Origin of the sequence: Cupriavidus sp. P-10, from assembly GCF_003402535.2 — a bacterium.
Classification (GTDB): domain Bacteria; phylum Pseudomonadota; class Gammaproteobacteria; order Burkholderiales; family Burkholderiaceae; genus Cupriavidus.
In genome coordinates this window covers 3,295,536-3,313,484 of record NZ_AP025170.1, presented here as the reverse complement: position 1 = coordinate 3,313,484, position 17,949 = coordinate 3,295,536, and the positions used below count along the sequence as shown (strand labels likewise).

Sequence of the window (17,949 nt, the reverse complement as noted above, 5' to 3'; positions counted from 1 at the left end):
CCGGCGTGCCTGATACACTCCCGCCATTCCCGCACCAACACCAACACGCACCCATGGCACAGTACGTTTTCACCATGAATCGCGTGGGCAAGATCGTTCCGCCCAAGCGTCACATCCTGAAGGACATCTCGCTGTCGTTCTTCCCCGGCGCCAAGATCGGCGTGCTGGGCCTGAACGGCTCGGGCAAGTCCACGCTGCTCAAGATCATGGCTGGCCTCGACAAGGAGATCGAGGGCGAAGCCACGCCGATGCCCAACCTGAACATCGGCTACCTGCCGCAGGAACCGCAGCTCAACCCCGAGCAGACCGTGCGCGAGTCGGTGGAAGAAGCCCTGGGCGGCGTGTTCGAGGCGCGCAAGAAGCTCGACGAGATCTATGCGGCCTATGCCGAGCCGGACGCCGACTTCGACGCGCTGGCGGCCGACCAGGCCAAGTACGAAGCTATCCTGGCCGCGAGCGACGGCAACAACGCCGAGCTGCAGCTGGAGATCGCCGCCGACGCGCTGCGCCTGCCGGCATGGGACGCGAAGATCGAACATCTCTCCGGTGGTGAAAAGCGCCGCGTGGCGCTGTGCCGCCTGCTGCTGTCGCGCCCCGACATGCTGCTGCTCGACGAACCGACCAACCACCTGGATGCCGAATCGGTGGACTGGCTGGAGCAGTTCCTGACGCGCTTCCCGGGCACCGTGGTGGCCGTGACCCACGACCGCTACTTCCTCGACAACGCCGCCGAGTGGATCCTTGAACTGGACCGCGGCCAGGGCATCCCCTGGAAGGGCAACTACAGCTCGTGGCTGGACCAGAAGGAAGCGCGCCTGAAGCAGGAAGAGGCCAGCGAATCGGCGCGCCAGAAGGCACTGCACAAGGAACTGGAGTGGGTGCGCCAGAATCCCAAGGGCCGCCAGGCCAAGTCCAAGGCGCGCCTGGCCCGCTTTGACGAGCTGAACAGCCAGGACTACCAGAAGCGCAACGAAACCCAGGAAATCTTCATCCCGGTGGGCGAGCGCCTGGGTAATGAAGTGATCGAGTTCGACAACGTCAGCAAGGGTTTCGGCGACCGCATGCTGATCGAAAACCTGAGCTTCAAGGTGCCGCCGGGCGCCATCGTCGGCATCATCGGCCCGAACGGCGCCGGCAAGTCGACGTTCTTCAAAATGCTCACGGGCAAGGAACAGCCGGACAGCGGCGAGATCAAGATCGGGCCGACCGTGAAGATGGCCTTTGTCGACCAGAGCCGCGATGCGCTGGACGGCACCAAGACCGTGTTCGAAGAGATCTCGGGCGGCGCCGACGTGCTGACGGTTGGCCGTTACGAAACCCCGTCGCGCGCCTATATCGGCCGCTTCAACTTCAAGGGCGGCGACCAGCAGAAGCAGGTCGGCACGCTGTCGGGCGGTGAACGCGGCCGCCTGCACATGGCCAAGACGCTGATCGCCGGCGGCAACGTGCTGCTGCTGGATGAGCCGTCGAACGACCTCGACGTGGAAACGCTACGCGCGCTGGAAGACGCGCTGCTGGAGTTCGCCGGCTGCGTGATGGTGATCTCGCACGATCGCTGGTTCCTGGATCGGATCGCGACGCACATCCTGGCGTTCGAGGGCGACTCGCATGTGGAGTTCTTCCCGGGCAACTACCAGGAGTATGAAGCAGACAAGAAGAAGCGGCTGGGCGAGGAAGGAGCCAAGCCGAAGCGGATCCGGTATAAGCCGATCGCGCGGTGAGGTTCTGCTGAGTGTGAAAGGAAACCAGGTCTGCGGGCCTGGTTTTTTTATGGCCGTAACGCTCGCGAGCGCACCGGCACGCTGCCGCCACGCGTGAACTCTCCCCTCCCCAGCGCAGTGAGAGAGGGGTGCAAACCGCTCGCGCGGGTTAGTCCTGCGCCCGCACCAACCGCAACCGCGTAATCTCCGACGGCGCCCCGAACCGCTTTGGCGGCCCCCAGTACCCCGTCCCCCGGCTCACATAAATCCACATCGCCCCATGCCGCACCAGCCCCGCGGTGTACGGCTGTTGCATTGGCACGAACAGGTTCCAGGGCCAGAACTGCCCGCCGTGGGTATGCCCGGAGAGTTGCAGGTCGAACCCTGCCTCGGCCGCGGCCACTGCCGTGCGCGGCTGATGCGCTAAAAGCACGCGCACGCCAGCCTGCGCGGGAGCGCCGGCGATGGCACGGTGCGGGTCGCTGCGGTGGCTTTCATGGAAGCGGCCGGCGGAGTAATCGGTCACGCCCGCCAGCACCAGCGGGTGACCGCCGTGCTGCAGCACCACGTGCTCGTTCATCAGCACGCGCAGGCCGAGCCGGCGCAGTTCGTCGATCCACGGCTGTGCGCCGGCGTAATACTCATGGTTGCCGGTGACGAAGTAGCTGCCGTGCCGCGCCTGCAGCCGCGCCAGCGGCGCGGTGTGCGCGGACAGTTCGCGCACGGTGCCGTCGACCAGGTCGCCGGTGATGGCCACGGCGTCGGGCTGCAGGCTGTTGACGCGGTCGACGATGCGGTCGAGGTAGGGCCGCTTGATGGTGGGGCCGACGTGGATGTCGCTGATCTGGGCGATGGTGAAACCGTGCAGTGCCTCGGGCAGGCCGGCCACCGGCACGTCGACCTCGACCACGCGCGCCACGCGGCGGGCGTTGATATAGCCGGCCAGCGTGACCAGCAGCGCCAGCAGCGGCACGGCGAGCGCGCTGCCCGATACCAGTCCGGGGGCCTGCCAGCCGAGCAGCTTGCCGGCCAGCCAGGCGGCGGCCAGCGCGATGTCACGCGCCAGCGTCAGCACCAGCAGGGATGAGAAGAATCCCATTGCCAGCATGCCGATCCAGGAGATGCGGTCCCCCCACGGCTGGCTGAAGCGCCGCGCCAGCAGCCCGGCGGGCAGCAGTGCGCAAGACAGGGCGAGCCAGATGACAGCAAACGTCTTGACCAGCATCGGCACGGGCATCGCCGGCAACAGCCGCAGCCCGATGTAGGCGTGCAGCAGGGCCGTGATCAGCGCGGCGGTCAGGATCGTGGTGCGAGGGGGCATGGGGGCGCGGCGGTAGCCAGGGAGACATTGGAGATGAGGCCGTGACGCGGTCGCTTCAAGGGCGGTGGCCTGTGTAAGGCGTCCGGCAAGCCAAGCAAGATGCACACCGGGCCGCTGCCGGCGGACGCAACGACGCATTGCGTCTTGAGGCGCCGCGTCACTGCGGGCTCAGTGTCTTCTAACCAACAGGCGCCGCAGGGCGTGGTGGATCAGGCATGCAGGCGGCCCCGGTGACGGTCTGATCTGTCCTTTTTTGCAAGCGCCCTGAATGTTTTCAAATGCAATTGTTCGCCTGTCCGGCCTAATTTAGATTCGCAGCATGGGCCGATTGCTGTGCAGCATCGTGCCCTCCACGTCGGAGAGATCCATGCCTTTTCGCCTCAAGCAGACCAGCGCCCTGATCGTGGCGGCATGGCTCGCGCTTGCGCCACTCGGGCCGCAGGCCGCTACGCCGCCGCAGGCTTCGGCCGCAGCGCTGGCCTGGCCTCGCAATTTCGACGCCGCCAACGACCATGTCGAGCTGTACCAGCCGCAGGTCGAGACCTGGGATGGCAACCGCCTGTCGGGCCGTGCCGCCGTGGCCGTAGGGGAGAAGGGCGGCTCGCCCACCTATGGCGTGGTGCATTTTTCGGCCGCCGCCGATATCGACAAGCCATCCGGGCTGGTGCAGCTGAGTGCGCTGCGCATCGACAGCGTGGAAGTCCCGACCAGGCCCGACGCCGTCGACCGCGTGCGCCAGGCGCTGGTGTCCCGGCTGCCGGCCAACGGCCTGACCGTGCCGCTGGACCAGTTGCAGGCCAGCTATGCCGTGTCGCAGCAACTCGCCCGAGCCGGCCGCGTGCCGGTCCGCAACGATGGGCCGCAGATCCTGTTTGCAACCACGCCGACGCTGCTGGTGCTGGTCGACGGCGACCCGGTCTGGCGCGCCGTTCCCGGCACGCAATATGAACGCGCGCTCAACAGCCGTGCGCTGTTGCTGCGCGAGTCGGGCGGCGAGCTGTACCTGAAGGCCGCCGGCTACTGGTACCGCTCCGAATCCGCAGGCGGCACATGGGAGGCCATCACCGCCGTGCCGAAGGCGCTGGAGAATGCCGCCGCCAAGGCCGCCGCCGGCATGAAGCCGGACGCGATGCTGCCCGCCGACGGCAAGCGTCCGGCGCGGGCGCCGGCTATCGTTTTCGCCACCCGGCCCACCGAGCTGGTCATCACCAGCGGCGCGCCGCAGATGATGCCGGTCAGTGGCGTGGGCCTGCTGACGGTCTCCAATGCCGATCACGCCATCTTCGTCGACCCGGCCACCAACCAGTATTACGTGCTGCTGTCGGGCCGCTGGTTCCGCGCGCCGATGCTGACCGGGCCGTGGGAATACGTGCCCGGCCGCGAGCTGCCGGCCGACTTTGCCAGGATCCCGCCCACCGATCCCAAGGCCAACGTGCTGGTGTCGGTGCCGGGCACGCCGCAGGCGCGCGAAGCCGAGATCGCCGCCACCATCCCGCAGACCGCCACGGTCTCGCGCAGCAAGGCCAGCCTGACCGTGGCCTACGACGGCACGCCGCGTTTCACGCCGATCACCGGCACCTCGCTCAGCTATGCCGCCAACACCGGCACGCCGGTGATCGAGGTCGATGCCAGCCACTATTACGCGGTTGCCAATGGCGTCTGGTTCACGGCGCCCGCACCGTCGGGACCGTGGCGCGTCGCCACAGAGGTGCCGTCGGCGATCTACACCATCCCGCCGACCTCGCCGCTCTACTACGTGACCTATGTGCGGATCTACTCGGTCACGCCGGAAACCGTCGTGGTCGGCTACACGCCGGGCTACATGGGCGTGGTGGTCAGCCCCGACGGCACGGTGGTGTACGGCACCGGCTATGTGTATCCGCCCTATGTCGGCGCGGTCTATTACGGCTACCCGGTCACCTACGGCTACGGCGCCGGCTTCGGCGTCGGCATGGCCGAAGGGTTTGCCTTCGGCTTCGCCGCGGGCGCGTTCTGGGGCGCGGCGTCGCCGTACTGGGGGCCGTACTGGTGGGGCGCCCCGTATAACTGGAACTACGTCAACGTGAACCAGGCCAACTTCTATGGCCGCTGGGGCCAGGGCACGGTGACGCATGCGCAGGGCTGGAACGCGTGGACCGGCACCGAATGGCGCGGCAGCGCGGCCTCGGGCTTCAACCCGGCGACCGGTGCGCGCTACCAGGGCAGCCGCGGCGCGGCGTTCAACCCGTATTCCGGCAACTACGCGGCCGGCCGCCAGGGCTCGTTCGCCAATCCGTCGACCGGCAGCGAAGGGGCCGCGCGTGGCGGCGTGGCCGGCAACACCTATACCGGCAACTACGCGGCCGGACGCCAGGCGGCGGGCTACAACGCGCAGACCGGCCGCATCGGCGCGGGCGAGGCCGGCATTGCCGGCAACACCCAGACCGGCGAGCACAGCGCCGCCAGCCGAGGCTTTGTTGCCAACCCGGGCAAGGACAACGCCGTAGTGTGGAACAACGGCAACGTTTATGCCGGCCACGACGGCTCCGTGTACCAGCACACCGACGACGGCTGGCAGAAGCACACCGCCGGCGGCTGGGAACCGGTGCAGCCGAACAGCGACGCCACCAGCCGGCTGGAGTCGCAGCGCCAGGCACGCGAGGTCGGCCAGCAGCGCTGGCAGGGCATGGCGCAGCATTGGCAGGGCGCGGGGCGCTTTGGCGGTGGCGGGGGCGGTGGCTTCCGGGGCGGGGGTGGCTTCCATGGCGGATTCCGACGCTGAGGCGGGTGCTCGGACCATAGCCACCAGCCCCGTCCCGGCTGTCGAAATGAGTAAACACGGGCACAAGAAAGATTGAATTGGCGCGTCCATGAGCGCGCCTTAACCTGCCTGAACAGGCACAGGATCGGCGGCGCGCGCCGCTGCGTCCGGCATCGGGGGCGGCCATGGTTGCTAGCGGAGGAGGTTTTGTGAGGACAATGCTCAACGGGCGCGGCGTGGCGGGCCTGCTGGCCCTGCTGCTGGTGGCGGGATGCGGCAAGGAAAAACAGGAAGCGGTGGCGCCGCCGGCAGCCGAGGTGGGCGTCATCACCGTGGCGCTGCGAGACGTGCCGCTCATATTTGACTTCGTCGGCCAGACCCAGAGTTCGCAGCAGGTGGAGATACGCTCGCGGGTCAATGGCTTCCTGGAGAAGCGGGTCTATACGGAAGGCGCTTTGGTCAAGGCGGGCGAGACCCTGTTCCTGATGGATCCCAAGCCCTTCGAGGCCACGCTGAAGGCGGCCGAGGCCGAACTTGCGCAGCAGCAGGCGCGGCTGAACACCGCGCGCGCCGACCTGAACCGCGTGCGCCCGCTGGCGGCGCGCAATGCCCTCAGCCAGCGCGACCTGGATGACGCCACCGGCAAGGAGCAGGAGGCCGCAGCCGCGGTGGAGCAGGCGCGCGCCAATGTGATCAATGCCAAACTGAACCTGAGCTACACGACGATCAAGTCGCCGGTGGCGGGCCTGTCGAGCTTTGCCAAGCGGCAGGTGGGTTCCTATATCGATACCACCAACAGCCTGTTGACCTATGTCGCCAAGCTGAGTCCGATGTGGGTCAACTTCAGCCTGTCCGAGAACGAGGTGCTGTCGATCCGTTCGTCGGAGAAGTCGGGGGCCATCCGGTACCCGGCGCAGGAAGCCTTCGACATCGTCATCGTGCTGGCCGATGGGACCGAGTTTCCGCACCACGGCAAGATCGCTTTCGCCGACGCCTCGTTCAGCCAGGAAACCGGCACCTACCTGGTCCGCGCCGAGGTCGCCAATCCGCAGGGCACGCTGAGGCCGGGCCAGTTTGTGCGGGTCAAGGTGCATGGCGCGATGCGCACGCAGGCCATTGCCGTGCCGCAGGAAGCCATCGTGCAAGGCCCGCGCGGGCAGACGGTCTGGGTGATCGGCCCGGACAACAAGGCGCAGCAGCGCGTGGTCGACGTGGGCGAATGGACCGGCTCCAACTGGGTGGTGCGCTCGGGCCTGAAGGCCGGTGAACGCGTGGCGGTGAGCGGTCTGCTGCGCCTGATGCCGGGCGCGCCGGTCAAGGCCGTGCCGGCGACCGAGCTGGCCGCGCACGGCGCGGCCAGCGGTGTCCACCCCGCGGCTGGCGAGCCTCCTGCCGCTGCATCGGCCGCATCGGCTGCATCGGCTGCATCAGGAGCAGGCGCGCAGCAGGCAGCGGGCTCCACCGGGAGCAAGCCATGAAGCTTGCCCATTTCTTTATCGACCGGCCGATCTTCGCATCGGTGCTGTCCATCATCATCACGGTGGGCGGCCTGGTGGCCCTGACAAAGCTGCCGATCGCCCAGTTCCCGGATATCACGCCCCCGTCCATCACGGTCACGACCCGGTACCCGGGGGCCAGCGCCGAGGTGGTGGCGCAGAACGTGGCCGCGCCGATCGAACAGCAGGTGAACGGCGCGGATCGCATGATGTACATGAACTCGACGAGTTCCTCGACCGGCGACCTGACGCTGACCACCTATTTCGAGATCGGCACCGACCCCGAGCTCGCGCAGGTGGATGTGCAGAACCGCGTCAACCTGGCGCTGCCCACGCTGCCCGATGCCGTGACGGCACAGGGCGTCTCCGTGCAGAAGCGGTCGTCGGCGTTCATGATGGTGATTGCCATCTATTCGCCCGACAACAGCTACAACCAGACCTTCGTCGGCAACTACGCCAATATCTACGTGCTGGATGCGCTCAAGCGCATTCCGGGCGCCAACCAGTCGTCCATCTTCGGCAGCCCGGACTACGCCATGCGCATCTGGCTGCGGCCGGACCGCATGGCGTCGCTGGGCATCACCACCGAGGACGTCAAGAACGCGGTCGCCAACCAGAACCAGCAGTTCTCCGCGGGACGCATTGGCCAGTCGCCGACCACCGGGCCGGTGCAGCAGACCTTCCCGATCGCCACCAAGGGCCGCATGACCGAGCCGGCCGAATTCGACAACATGATCCTGCGCGCGCAGTCCGGCGACGCCGCGCTGGTGCGTCTGAAGGACATCGGCCGCGCCGAGCTCGGGTCCAAGGACTACTCGCTGCGCAGCCGCTACAACGGCAAGACCGCCACGCTGCTGGCGGTGTACCAGCAGCCGGGGGCCAATGCGCTGGATGTGGCCAAGCAGGTGCGGTCCACGCTGGTGGAGCTGAAGAAGAGCTTTCCGCCGGGGCTGGAGTACGAGGTCGCGCTCGACACCACCGAGTTCGTGCAGGAGTCGATCGACGAGGTGGTGCACACGCTGCGCGACGCGGTGATCCTGGTGATCCTGGTGGTGTTCCTGTTCCTGCAGAGCCTGCGCGCCACGCTGGTGCCGATCCTGGCCGTGCCCGTGTCGATCATCGGCGCCTTCGTTGGCATGAGCGCATTTGGCTTCTCGGTCAACATGCTGACCTTGTTCGGCATGGTGCTGGCCATCGGCATCGTGGTCGACGACGCGATCGTGGTGATCGAAAACGTCGAGCGGAACATGACGGAGTTCAACCTGCCGCCCAAGGAGGCGGCCAAGAAGGCGATGGACGAGGTCAGCGGCCCGGTGGTCGCGATCGTGCTGGTGCTGCTGGCGGTGTTCATCCCGGTGGCGTTCCTGTCGGGCATCACCGGACAGTTGTACAAGCAGTTCGCCATCACCATCGCGGTGTCGGTGGTGCTGTCCGGCGTGGTGGCACTGACGCTGTCGCCAGCGATGGCGGCGATCCTGCTCAAGCCCGGCCAGCACAAGAAGAACCGCTTCTTCACCTGGTTCAACAATTCCTTCGACCGGCTCATTGCCGGCTATGACAGGTCGCTGCAGATCGTGATCCGGCGCACGGTGATGTCGATCGCCATCATCCTGGCGATGGTGGCGGTCAGCGTGGTCATGTTCATGCGCATCCCGACCTCGTTCCTGCCAGTGGAGGACCAGGGCTATCTGTTCGGCGCGGTGGTCATGCCGGACGCGGCCAGCCTGGATCGCACCCAGACGCTGTCGAGCCGGGCCGAATCCTGGCTGTCCAAGCAGCCCGGCGTGTCATCGGTGGCCACGGTCGATGGCTACAGCCTGATCGACTCGCAGAACAAGGCCAATGCCGGCACGCTGTTCATCACGCTCAAGGGCTTCCATGAACGTGGCGCGGGCGAGTCCGCCGCCGACCTGATCCAGAAGTCGATGCGGGAATTCTCGCGCTACCAGGACGGCGTCGTGATCCCGCTGAATCCACCTTCGATCCCGGGCCTGGGCACCACCGGCGGCTTCGAGTTCTGGCTGCAGAGCACCGCGGACGGGACTTACCAGCAGCTGGAGCAGAAGGTCCACGAGTTCATCGCCAAGGCCCGCCAGCGGCCGGAGCTGACCGGCGTGAACTCCACCATCAATTCGCGCTCGCGCCAGTTCCTGGTCGAAGTCGACCGGGAGCGCTCCGAGACCCAGGGCGTGCCGGTCGAGAACGTCTATTCGGCGCTGCAGACTATGTTCGGCTCGCTCTACGTGAGCCAGTTCCCGAAGAACAGCCGCTTGTTCCAGGTGATCCTGCAGGCCGAGCCCGAGTTCCGCTCGCGCCCGGAAGACCTCGACAAGGTCTACGTGCGCAACCATAACGGCGACATGGTGCCGATCAAGGCGGTGACCTCCACCAAGTATGTGCCGGGGGCGGACATCGTCACACGCTTCAACAACTTCCCGGCCGCCAAGGTCATGGGCGACGCCGCGCCGGGCTACAGCTCGGGGCAGGCCATCTCGGCCATGGAGGAGGTGGCGCAAGAGGTGCTGGGGGCGGGCTACGCCTATGCCTGGAGCGGCCAGGCTTATGAAGAAAAGACCGCCGGCTCCACCGCGGTCTACGTCTTCGCCTTTGCCTTGCTGATGGTGTTCCTGATCCTGGCGGCGCAGTACGAGAAGTGGTCGCTGCCGCTCGGCGTGCTGCTGGCCGTGCCGTTCGCGCTGTTCGGCGCGCTGCTCGGCATCCTGATGCGCGGCATGGAGAACGACGTCTACTTCCAGATCGGCCTGACCGTGCTGATTGCGCTGGCGGCGAAGAACGCGATCCTGATCTTCGAGTTCGCGGTGGAAATGCGCGAGAAGGAAGGGCTCAGCGCCTACGATGCTGCCATCCACGCGTCCAAGCTGCGGCTGCGGCCGATCATCATGACCTCGCTGGCCTTTATCCTGGGCTGCGTGCCGCTGGCCATCGCCAGCGGCGCCTCGGCGGCCAGCCGGCAATCGCTCGGCACGGGCGTGATCGGCGGCATGCTCGGGGCGACGGTGATCGCGCTGTTCTTTATCCCGATGTTCTTCTGGGGCCTGGAGCGCATGTCCGAAGGCAAGCCCAAAAAGGCCGCCAAGGCCGGCGATGCGCCGCAGCCACCTACCACTCCACCCACCGCGCCGTCTGCCGGAGAAACGCTATGAGACCGCGCGCGTGGATGCTGGCGGCCAGCGCGGCGGCAGCGCTGGGCGGCTGTGCCATCGGCCCCAACTATCAGCGCCCGGAAACCCCGGAGGTGGCGCAGTACCGCCTCGACACCGGCGCGCTGGCGATCGCCGCCGACAGCGACTGGTGGAACCAGTTCAACGATCCGGTGCTGAATGCGCTGGTGGATGCGGCGCTGGCCGGCAACTACGATATCCGCATCGCTGCCGCGCGCATCGACGAATTCCGTGGCCAGCTGATGGTGGCGCGCGCCGGCTTTTTCCCGCAGCTCAATCTTTCCGCGTTGGCCGCGCGCCAGAGCATCGGCAGCCTGAACAGCACGCAGTTCGGCAGTGGCACCGGCAACACCTACCAGCTGCTGGCCAACGCCAACTGGGAAATCGACCTGTGGGGCCGCATCCGCCGGCAGGCCGAGGCGGCCGAGGCCAGCCTGTGGAATGCCGAGTACGCGCGCCGCGGCGTGGTGCTGGCGCTGGCGGCTTCCGTGGTGCAGGGGTATGCCACGCTGCGCGGGCTCGATGCGCAGCTCGACGTCGCGCAGCAGACGCTGGCGTCGCGCGCGAGTGGCCTGGATATCTTCCGCCAGCGCTACGAAGGCGGCGTGATTTCGCAGCTTGAACTGGCGCAGGCCGAGAATGACTACTACGTGGCCGAGGGCTCGATCCCGCCGCTGCGTGCCAGCATTGCGCAGACCGAGAACGCGCTGTCGGTGCTGCTGGGCCGGCCGCCGGGCCCGATCGAGCGTGGCAAGCCGATCAACGAGCTGCAGGCGCCGCCGGTCGGGGCCGACCTGCCGGCCGCCTTGCTTTCGCGCCGGCCCGATGTGCTGCAGGCCGAGCAGATCGCCATCGCCGCCAATGCGCAGCTGGGCGCGGCGCAGGCGCTTTACCTGCCAGCGGTCAACCTGAGCGGCCTGTTCGGCGCCGTGGCGGCGTCGCCGGGCGCGTTGTGGGACAGCGCGTCGCGGGTATGGGCGATCGGCGCGGGGCTGACCCAGCCGATCTTCCAGGGCGGCGCCATCCGCGGGCAGGTGCAGACCGCGTCCGCGCAGCGCAGCCAAGCCATGTTTGCTTACCAGGGCACGGTGCTCGCAGCGCTGGCGGATGTGAACAGCGCGCTGGCCAATGGCGTCGAGACCCGCACGCGGCTGGGCAGCCTGCGCCGGCAGGAGCAGAGCCTGTTTATCTATGCCGACCAGGCATTTGCCCGGTATGAGGGCGGGTATTCGAGCTACCTGGAGGTCACCAATGCGCGCGAGAAGCTGTTCGATGCGCAACTGGCGGCGATCCAGGGCCAGGTCGAGGTGCTTACCAGCACGGCGGCGCTGTACAAGTCGCTGGGCGGCGGCTGGCCGTCGGTGCCGCAGGCCGTGCGCGAGGCGGGGATGCAGGGGGATGCGAAGGTGTTGGCGAGGTGAAAACCAGAGCCGAAGCCGACGGTTTTGGGTGCTCCCAAGCCGCCCGAGCTAGCCCAGGCAAGGTGTTCTCCCTCTCCCCTCAGGCCCCTCAGGGGAGAGGGTTGGGGAGAGGGGTGGTCTAGCCAGGCACCACCCCAGGCAAGGCCTTCGGTTTTAACCCACGGGACGTCAGCTTTTGACAGTCCCGCCCTCTCCCCCGGCCCCTCTCGCAGGCGGGAGAGGGGAGCAAAGCGGTGGTATGCGCAAGGCATCGCTACCGCGCCGACCACTCCCCCTGCCTGACGCCCAGTGCCGTCACCACGCCATAGGCGGTAATGCCCAGCGCGACCCCCAGGAAATGCCCGTCCAGCCCCATCCCGAACACATTGGCCAGCACCCAGCCTCCGCCGGCGGCCAGCGCGATCCGGCACAGCCCCGCCGCAACCGGCCAGCGCATGCGCCCGGCACCCATCGAGGCAAAGTACAGTGCCATGCCCAGCCCGAAGCCGCCAAACGCCGGCCCCACCCATGACAGCGCGCGCGCGGCAATGGCGATCACCTCGGCATCGCTGCTGAACAGGCTGGCAAATTGCATTGGCGCAAGCCCCACCGCTGCGCCCGCCGTCCCCGCGATCAGCAACGCGAGGAAGGCACCCACCCAGGCGGTGCGGCGCGCCGTATGCCAGTCGCCGGCACCGACCGCACGCCCGACCAGTGCCGTCAGCGCCGAGCCCACGCCGAACGCGAGCGGAATCATCAGGAATTCCAGCCGCGCCGAGATCCCGTAGGCGGCCACCGCCGCGGTGCCATGGTGGCGCAGTTGCGCGGTGACGAGGATGGTGGTCAGGTTGGCCACCGAAGCCAGCGCGCACGCCACCAGCCCCACCGACAGGATGCGCGAGAACAGCGCCCACGATGGCCGCACCCGCAACACCGGCACGAAACCCGCGCCGCCGCGCGCGACCACGATCGCCATCGCCAGCGCCGCTGCCCACGAGACCGCCGCCAGCGCCGCGCCGATGCCGGCCAGCCCCATCCCGGCGGGTTCGGCCAGCAGCCACGCCAGCACCGGGAAGGCCACCCACATCAGCGCCAGCACACGCGCCGCCAGCGCATGGCGGCCGCCGCCGCGCAGCACCGAGGCCAGCGTATTGGCCAGCCATGCCGGGATCGCCCCCGCGCCGAACAGCCAGATCGCATAGGTGGCAGCGGCTTCGGCGGCGGTGGCGCCGGCCACGGCACCGAGCACGCCGCGCGGAAAGCCGGCCAGCACTACGGCAAAGGCCAGCCCCGCCGTGACCGCAATCAGCAGCGCATGCATCACCAGCTCCGAAGCTTCGTCGCGCTTGTTGGCGCCCAGCGCCCGCGCGATCGCCGCGACCACGCCGCCGCCCATGGCGCCGGTCGACATCTGTTGCAGCAGCAGCGCAAACGGCAGCACCACCGCCCAGCCGGCCAGCGCAGCGGTGCCCTGGCGCGCGGCCAGCCAGGTTTCGATCAGCTGGCCCACGGCCTGCAGCACCGCGATCAGCGCGGTCGGGCCAGCCAGGCGGCCGATGCGCCGGGCGAGTTCGGTGGCGGGGACGGTCTCGGTGGGGACAGTGCCGGCAGGCAAGGCACGGGTTTCACTCATGGCCGTGCTCCGCGTCGTGGCCGATGGTCTCGGGTTCGCCGAAGCGGCGCCGCAGGAAGCGGCCGGCGCCCGGGCCGGGCAGCACGCGCACGTCGTCCAGCGTGATCGGCGTACCGTCCGCGCGTGCCAGCTCCGGCTCGGCGATTTCCTCGCCGGTGCGACGGTCCTGCAGCAGCGTCAGCGGACCTTTTTCATCGGTCATCCAGCGGTCGGCCCAGGCCTTGAGCGCTACATAGGCGGGGAAGAAGTCACGGCCCTTGTCGGTCAGCTGGTAGACGTGGCGGCCACCACCGTCTGGCGTGACGCGGGCCAGCAGGCCATGCGACACGAGCGTCTTGAGCCGGGCGCTGAGGATGTTGGGGGCGATGCCCAGGTTGCGTTCGAACTCGTCGAAGCGCGTGCTGCCGTAGAAGGCCTCGCGCAGCACCAGGATGGCCCAGCGCTCGCCCAGCACCGCCATGGAGCGGGCGACCGGGCAGGGCATCGAAGTGAAATCGGTTGGGGTGGGCATGGCGGGTTCGGCCTTACTTTCAATTTGCAAGTGTTCTGAAGCATAGCTTGCAGAATGAAAGTTCGTTCACCAGTTAGCCGGGACCTCGCGCAATTTCGTTCGATCATCGGCCATTCCGCTCCCGGCGTGGGGCCGGCTGCACGTCTAGGTCGGCCTTCAGGGGGCGGCGAAGACTTCGAGCTTGCCCAGTTCGTCGCGCATGAATTCGATCAGCGCCCGCGTTGCCATCGACGGATGGAGGTTGGGCGTGGTGATGATGAAGAGCCGGTTGCCCAGGCCCTCAGGGCGCCAGTCCGGCAGTACCGGCACCAGTTCGCCAGCGCGCACTTCTTCCCACCCGATATAGGCCGGCAGCAGGCCGATGCCATGCCCCTCCCGCACCGCGCGTGCCAGGAACAGGAAGTGCTCGGATTGCAGCGTCGGCGTCAGCGCCACGTCGACGCGCTGGCCTTCGCGGTACAGCGACAGCGCGAACTGGCGCGGCGTATAGGGCGGGCAAAGGAAGCTGCAACCGGCCAGGTCCGGCGGCGCCCGGACCGGCGGGATGGTCGCGAGGTACTCTGGCGATGCGTACAGTTGCCAGCGTATGTCGCAGATTTCCCGTGCCACGTGGTCCAGCGGCGGGGTTGAAGTGACCTTCAGCGCCACATCGATCTCGGCCGCGATCAGGTCGTTGACCCGGTTGGCAAAGAACACCCGCAGGGTGATCCCGGGATGCAGCTTGGCGAACCGCAGCAGCAATGGCGCGATATAGGCGTCACCCAGCCCGGTCGGCACGCTCACGCGCACATGGCCGCGCAATGTCTTGCCCAGGCTGTCGATCTCCGCCTGCGCCGAAGTCACCTCCTGCAGGATGCGTACGCCGTGCTGGTACAGCGCATGGCCGGGCTCGGTCAGCTCCAGCCGCCGTGTGGTCCGGCGCAGCAACTGGGCGCCGGCCTGGTGCTCCAGCTCGCGCAACTGGCGGCTGACCTGCGAACGCGTGACGCCGCGCCGCCGGCCCGCTTCGGCAAGATTGCCGGCATCGACGATGTCGACGAAGGCCTGGATCAGGTTGAGGTCCATCCGGGATTGCCTGTGGGATTGTCGAGTCTGGCGCAACATTGTGATTCCGCTGCGCGTGATTGTCGATGCAGGGCCGCGCCGATACAGTGGCAAGCTGTCAGTCAGCTCAGCGAGAAAGGGAGACAACGGATGGCCACGGACCTCTGGTTTGAAGACATGCACCGCACCGCCGACGAACTGGTGGCGCGCGGCGCGCAACTCGCCGGCGGCCTGCGCCGGCTGGGCGTTCAGCAGGGCGACGTGGTCGCGGTGCTGCTGCGCAACGATCCCGCCTACGCCGACGTGGTCAACGCGTGCCGCACCGCCGGCTGCTACTACTGCCCGATCAACTGGCACTTCACCGCCGAGGAAGTGCGCTTCCTGCTGGCCGACAGCGGCGCCAAGGTGCTGCTGGTCCAGTCCGACCTGCTGCCCGCGGTGCGTGACGCGGTGCCCGCGGGCATGACCGTACTGTCGGTCGGCGGCAGCGCCGAGGGCGCGATCGAATATGAAGGCTGGCTGGCGCAGCAGCCCGCTTACGATGGTCCGCGCGTGGCACCGCGCGGCCATATGGCCTACACCTCAGGCACCACCGGCCGGCCCAAGGGCGTGATACGCGCTCCGGTCCCGCTGGACCAGCTGGAAGCGCAGCAGGAGCGCGCGCGCTCGCTGGTGCGGCAGACCTACGGCCTCGAGCCGGGCTGCCGCGCGCTGATGTCGGCGCCGCTGTACCACAGCGCGCCAAGCTCGTTTATCCAGAACGCGCTGCAGATGGCCGAGCGCCTGGTGATCACACCGCGCTTCGATGCCGAGCAGGTGCTGGCGCTGGTCGAAAAGCATCGCATCGACGTGATCTACCTGGTGCCGATCATGTACGTGCGCCTGCTCAAGCTGCCGCCCGAGGTGCGCGCGAAGTACGACCTGTCGTCGCTGCGCTTCGTGGCCTCGACCGGATCGCCGTGCGCGCCGGAGGTCAAGCGCGCCATGCTCGACTGGTTCGGCCCGATCATCCACGAGACCTATGCCTCCAGCGAGGCCGGCATGATCACCGTGGCCACGCCGGCAGACGCCGCCGCGCGCCCCGGCACCGCCGGCCGCCCGGTCGATGACGCGCAACTGCGCATCCTGGATGAAGACGGCCGCGAGTGCGCGCCGGGCGAGATCGGCCTGGTCTACGTGCGCCAGCCCGCTTATCCCGACTTCAGCTACCGCAACAACGACGCCGCGCGCCGCGCGATCGACCGCGGCGGACTGGTAACGCTGGGCGACATGGGCTACGTCGATGCCGACGGCTACCTGTTTATCTGCGACCGCGCCTCGGACATGGTGATCTCCGGCGGTGTCAACATCTACCCGGCCGAGATCGAGCACGAACTGGTGCGCTATCCCGGCGTGGCCGACTGCGTGGTGTTCGGCGTGCCCGACGACGAGTACGGCGAGCGCCTGCTCGGCATGGTGCAGCCGATGCCCGGCGTGGAAATCCGCGAAGCCGAGGTGATCGAATGGCTGCGCCAGCGGCTGTCGGGCTTCAAGGTGCCGCGCAGCATCGTGATCGAGCCGCAGCTGCCGCGCGACGAGACCGGCAAGCTCGCCAAGCGCCGGCTGCGTGACCGATACTGGGAAGGCCGCCAGCGGCGCGTCTGAGTCCACCGGGCAGCGCGGCAATACAGAGATAACCACACGAGGAGACGCGATGCACAAGGACAAAAGAGGACGGCGGGCCTGGCTCGCCGCGATGGCAGCCGGCGCCGGATGCGCGCTGGCATTGTGGGGCGGCGCCGCGCTGGCCGCCTATCCGGACCGGCCGCTCAAGCTGGTGGTGCCGTACACGCCGGGCGGCTCGACCGACCAGTTCGGGCGCGCGCTGGCCGACGGCATGTCGCGCCAGCTTGGCCAGACCGTGGTGGTGGAAAACCGCCCCGGCGCCGCCACCATGATCGGCACCAACAGCGTGGCCCGTGCGCCCGCCGACGGCTACACCATGGTGCTGGCCACCAACGGCAGCATGGTGCTGAACCCGATGCTGTACAAGAAGATCACCTACGATCCGCCCAAGGACTTCAAGATCTTCACGATTGGCGCGGAGGCGCCGCTGGTGGTGGTGACCAACACCCAGGTGCCGGCCAACAACATCAAGGAGTTCGCGGCCTACGCCAAGACCTCAGGCGGCAAGCTCAACTATGCATCGGTGGGGCTGGGCAATGCGCTGCAGCTTGCCACCGAGATGCTCAAGACCGAGCTGGGCATCAACGTCACGCACGTGCCATACAACGGCAGCGCGCCTGCGCTGGCGGCGCTGCTGGCCAATGATGTGCAGCTGATGGTCGATGTGGTCAGCACCTCGCTGCCGCATATCAAGGCTGGCAAGCTCAAGGCGCTGGCGGTGACCGGCCGCACCCGGCTGGAGGTGCTGCCCAACGTGCCGACGGTGGCTGAGAGCGGCTATCCCAATTTCCAGGCGGCGACGTGGTTCGGGCTGGCGGTGCCGGCGCAGACGCCGCCTGATGCTGTCGCCAGGCTGCAGGCCGCCGCTGCGCACGTGCTGAAGGACCCGCAGTTCCGCGCGACCTTCAGCGCGCTCGGGCTGATCGTGCAGCCGCCGCGCACGCAGGCGGAGATCGACCGGTATATCGAGGCGGACCGCGAGCATTGGGGGAAGGTGATCCGGGCGAATAATATTTCGCTGGATTGAATACGCTGGCTTTCAGAAGGTTTGCTCCCCTCTCCTGCTTGCGGGAGAGGGGCCGGGGGAGAGGGAGGGCGCATGGCAAGCACGATGCCGCTCCACTTCGTTGACACGCTGGCCCTCTCCCCCAACCCCTCTCCCACTTCGCGGGAGAGCGGAGCGCTCATGCCACCGCCCACCCTTGGCCCACGCCGCAACGTTGGGCGTATAGTTCATCGCTGATGCCGGCCGCGCCA

Annotated in this window: 11 protein-coding genes; 7 read left to right on the top strand and 4 right to left on the bottom strand. The window is 67.9% G+C overall.

Annotation, left to right across the window (positions count from 1 at the left end):
- Positions 1 to 53 precede the first annotated feature (53 nt).
- Positions 54 to 1,721 carry an energy-dependent translational throttle protein EttA gene (gene ettA, locus CTP10_RS15200; protein ID WP_116320261.1) on the top strand — a complete coding sequence of 556 codons (1,668 nt, stop codon included), beginning with the start codon at positions 54 to 56 and terminating at the stop codon, positions 1,719 to 1,721.
- A gap of 148 nt (positions 1,722 to 1,869) precedes the next feature.
- Here the strand turns inward: ettA and CTP10_RS15195 are convergent, their stop codons facing one another.
- Positions 1,870 to 3,021, bottom strand: coding sequence for a metallophosphoesterase (locus CTP10_RS15195; protein ID WP_116320260.1), 1,152 nt, complete (start codon positions 3,019 to 3,021; stop codon positions 1,870 to 1,872).
- 367 nt (positions 3,022 to 3,388) lie between these two features.
- Here CTP10_RS15195 and CTP10_RS15190 point away from each other — a divergent pair, with 367 nt between their 5' ends.
- The 4 genes from CTP10_RS15190 to CTP10_RS15175 all read left to right on the top strand — a co-directional run bounded on the left by CTP10_RS15190 (position 3,389) and on the right by CTP10_RS15175 (position 11,860).
- The gene (locus CTP10_RS15190) at positions 3,389 to 5,782 is read left to right on the top strand and encodes a carbohydrate-binding family V/XII (protein WP_116320259.1); all 2,394 of its coding nucleotides are present in this window, start codon (positions 3,389 to 3,391) and stop codon (positions 5,780 to 5,782) included.
- Between the two features lie 197 nt (positions 5,783 to 5,979).
- Positions 5,980 to 7,239 carry an efflux RND transporter periplasmic adaptor subunit gene (locus CTP10_RS15185; RefSeq protein ID WP_116320258.1) on the top strand — a complete coding sequence of 420 codons (1,260 nt, stop codon included), beginning with the start codon at positions 5,980 to 5,982 and terminating at the stop codon, positions 7,237 to 7,239.
- Positions 7,236 to 10,421 carry an efflux RND transporter permease subunit gene (locus CTP10_RS15180; RefSeq protein ID WP_116320257.1) on the top strand — a complete coding sequence of 1,062 codons (3,186 nt, stop codon included), beginning with the start codon at positions 7,236 to 7,238 and terminating at the stop codon, positions 10,419 to 10,421. The genes CTP10_RS15185 and CTP10_RS15180 overlap by 4 nt, the downstream gene beginning before the upstream one ends.
- Positions 10,418 to 11,860: an efflux transporter outer membrane subunit gene (locus CTP10_RS15175; RefSeq protein ID WP_116320256.1), complete on the top strand. Its 1,443-nt coding sequence runs from the start codon at positions 10,418 to 10,420 to the stop codon at positions 11,858 to 11,860. Before CTP10_RS15180 ends, CTP10_RS15175 begins: the two co-directional genes overlap by 4 nt.
- Before the next feature lie 253 nt (positions 11,861 to 12,113).
- Here CTP10_RS15175 and CTP10_RS15170 read toward each other — a convergent pair whose 3' ends face one another.
- The 3 genes from CTP10_RS15170 to CTP10_RS15160 form a co-directional block, all read right to left on the bottom strand.
- Complete coding sequence (locus CTP10_RS15170) at positions 12,114 to 13,472, bottom strand: MATE family efflux transporter (protein WP_116320255.1); 1,359 nt, start codon at positions 13,470 to 13,472, stop codon at positions 12,114 to 12,116.
- The gene (locus CTP10_RS15165; RefSeq protein WP_116320254.1) at positions 13,465 to 13,983 is read right to left on the bottom strand and encodes a winged helix-turn-helix transcriptional regulator; all 519 of its coding nucleotides are present in this window, start codon (positions 13,981 to 13,983) and stop codon (positions 13,465 to 13,467) included. The genes CTP10_RS15170 and CTP10_RS15165 overlap by 8 nt, the downstream gene beginning before the upstream one ends.
- Positions 13,984 to 14,139: 156 nt before the next feature.
- The gene (locus CTP10_RS15160) at positions 14,140 to 15,048 is read right to left on the bottom strand and encodes a LysR family transcriptional regulator (protein ID WP_116320253.1); all 909 of its coding nucleotides are present in this window, start codon (positions 15,046 to 15,048) and stop codon (positions 14,140 to 14,142) included.
- A gap of 129 nt (positions 15,049 to 15,177) precedes the next feature.
- Here CTP10_RS15160 and CTP10_RS15155 point away from each other — a divergent pair, with 129 nt between their 5' ends.
- Together CTP10_RS15155 and CTP10_RS15150 are read left to right on the top strand one after the other, a co-directional pair.
- Positions 15,178 to 16,671: an acyl-CoA synthetase gene (locus tag CTP10_RS15155; protein ID WP_116320252.1), complete on the top strand. Its 1,494-nt coding sequence runs from the start codon at positions 15,178 to 15,180 to the stop codon at positions 16,669 to 16,671.
- A 49-nt stretch (positions 16,672 to 16,720) separates the two neighbouring features.
- A complete protein-coding gene (locus CTP10_RS15150) occupies positions 16,721 to 17,719 on the top strand; it encodes a Bug family tripartite tricarboxylate transporter substrate binding protein (protein WP_199414606.1) in 999 nt (332 codons plus the stop codon).
- Positions 17,720 to 17,949 lie beyond the last annotated feature (230 nt).

Coding starts and splice junctions, on each gene's coding strand:
- ettA (WP_116320261.1), top strand. CDS start 54: ATGGCACAGTACGTTTTCACCATGAATCGCGTGGGCAAGATCGTTCCG.
- CTP10_RS15195 (WP_116320260.1), bottom strand. CDS start 3,021: ATGCCCCCTCGCACCACGATCCTGACCGCCGCGCTGATCACGGCCCTG.
- CTP10_RS15190 (WP_116320259.1), top strand. CDS start 3,389: ATGCCTTTTCGCCTCAAGCAGACCAGCGCCCTGATCGTGGCGGCATGG.
- CTP10_RS15185 (WP_116320258.1), top strand. CDS start 5,980: ATGCTCAACGGGCGCGGCGTGGCGGGCCTGCTGGCCCTGCTGCTGGTG.
- CTP10_RS15180 (WP_116320257.1), top strand. CDS start 7,236: ATGAAGCTTGCCCATTTCTTTATCGACCGGCCGATCTTCGCATCGGTG.
- CTP10_RS15175 (WP_116320256.1), top strand. CDS start 10,418: ATGAGACCGCGCGCGTGGATGCTGGCGGCCAGCGCGGCGGCAGCGCTG.
- CTP10_RS15170 (WP_116320255.1), bottom strand. CDS start 13,472: ATGAGTGAAACCCGTGCCTTGCCTGCCGGCACTGTCCCCACCGAGACC.
- CTP10_RS15165 (WP_116320254.1), bottom strand. CDS start 13,983: ATGCCCACCCCAACCGATTTCACTTCGATGCCCTGCCCGGTCGCCCGC.
- CTP10_RS15160 (WP_116320253.1), bottom strand. CDS start 15,048: ATGGACCTCAACCTGATCCAGGCCTTCGTCGACATCGTCGATGCCGGC.
- CTP10_RS15155 (WP_116320252.1), top strand. CDS start 15,178: ATGGCCACGGACCTCTGGTTTGAAGACATGCACCGCACCGCCGACGAA.
- CTP10_RS15150 (WP_199414606.1), top strand. CDS start 16,721: ATGCACAAGGACAAAAGAGGACGGCGGGCCTGGCTCGCCGCGATGGCA.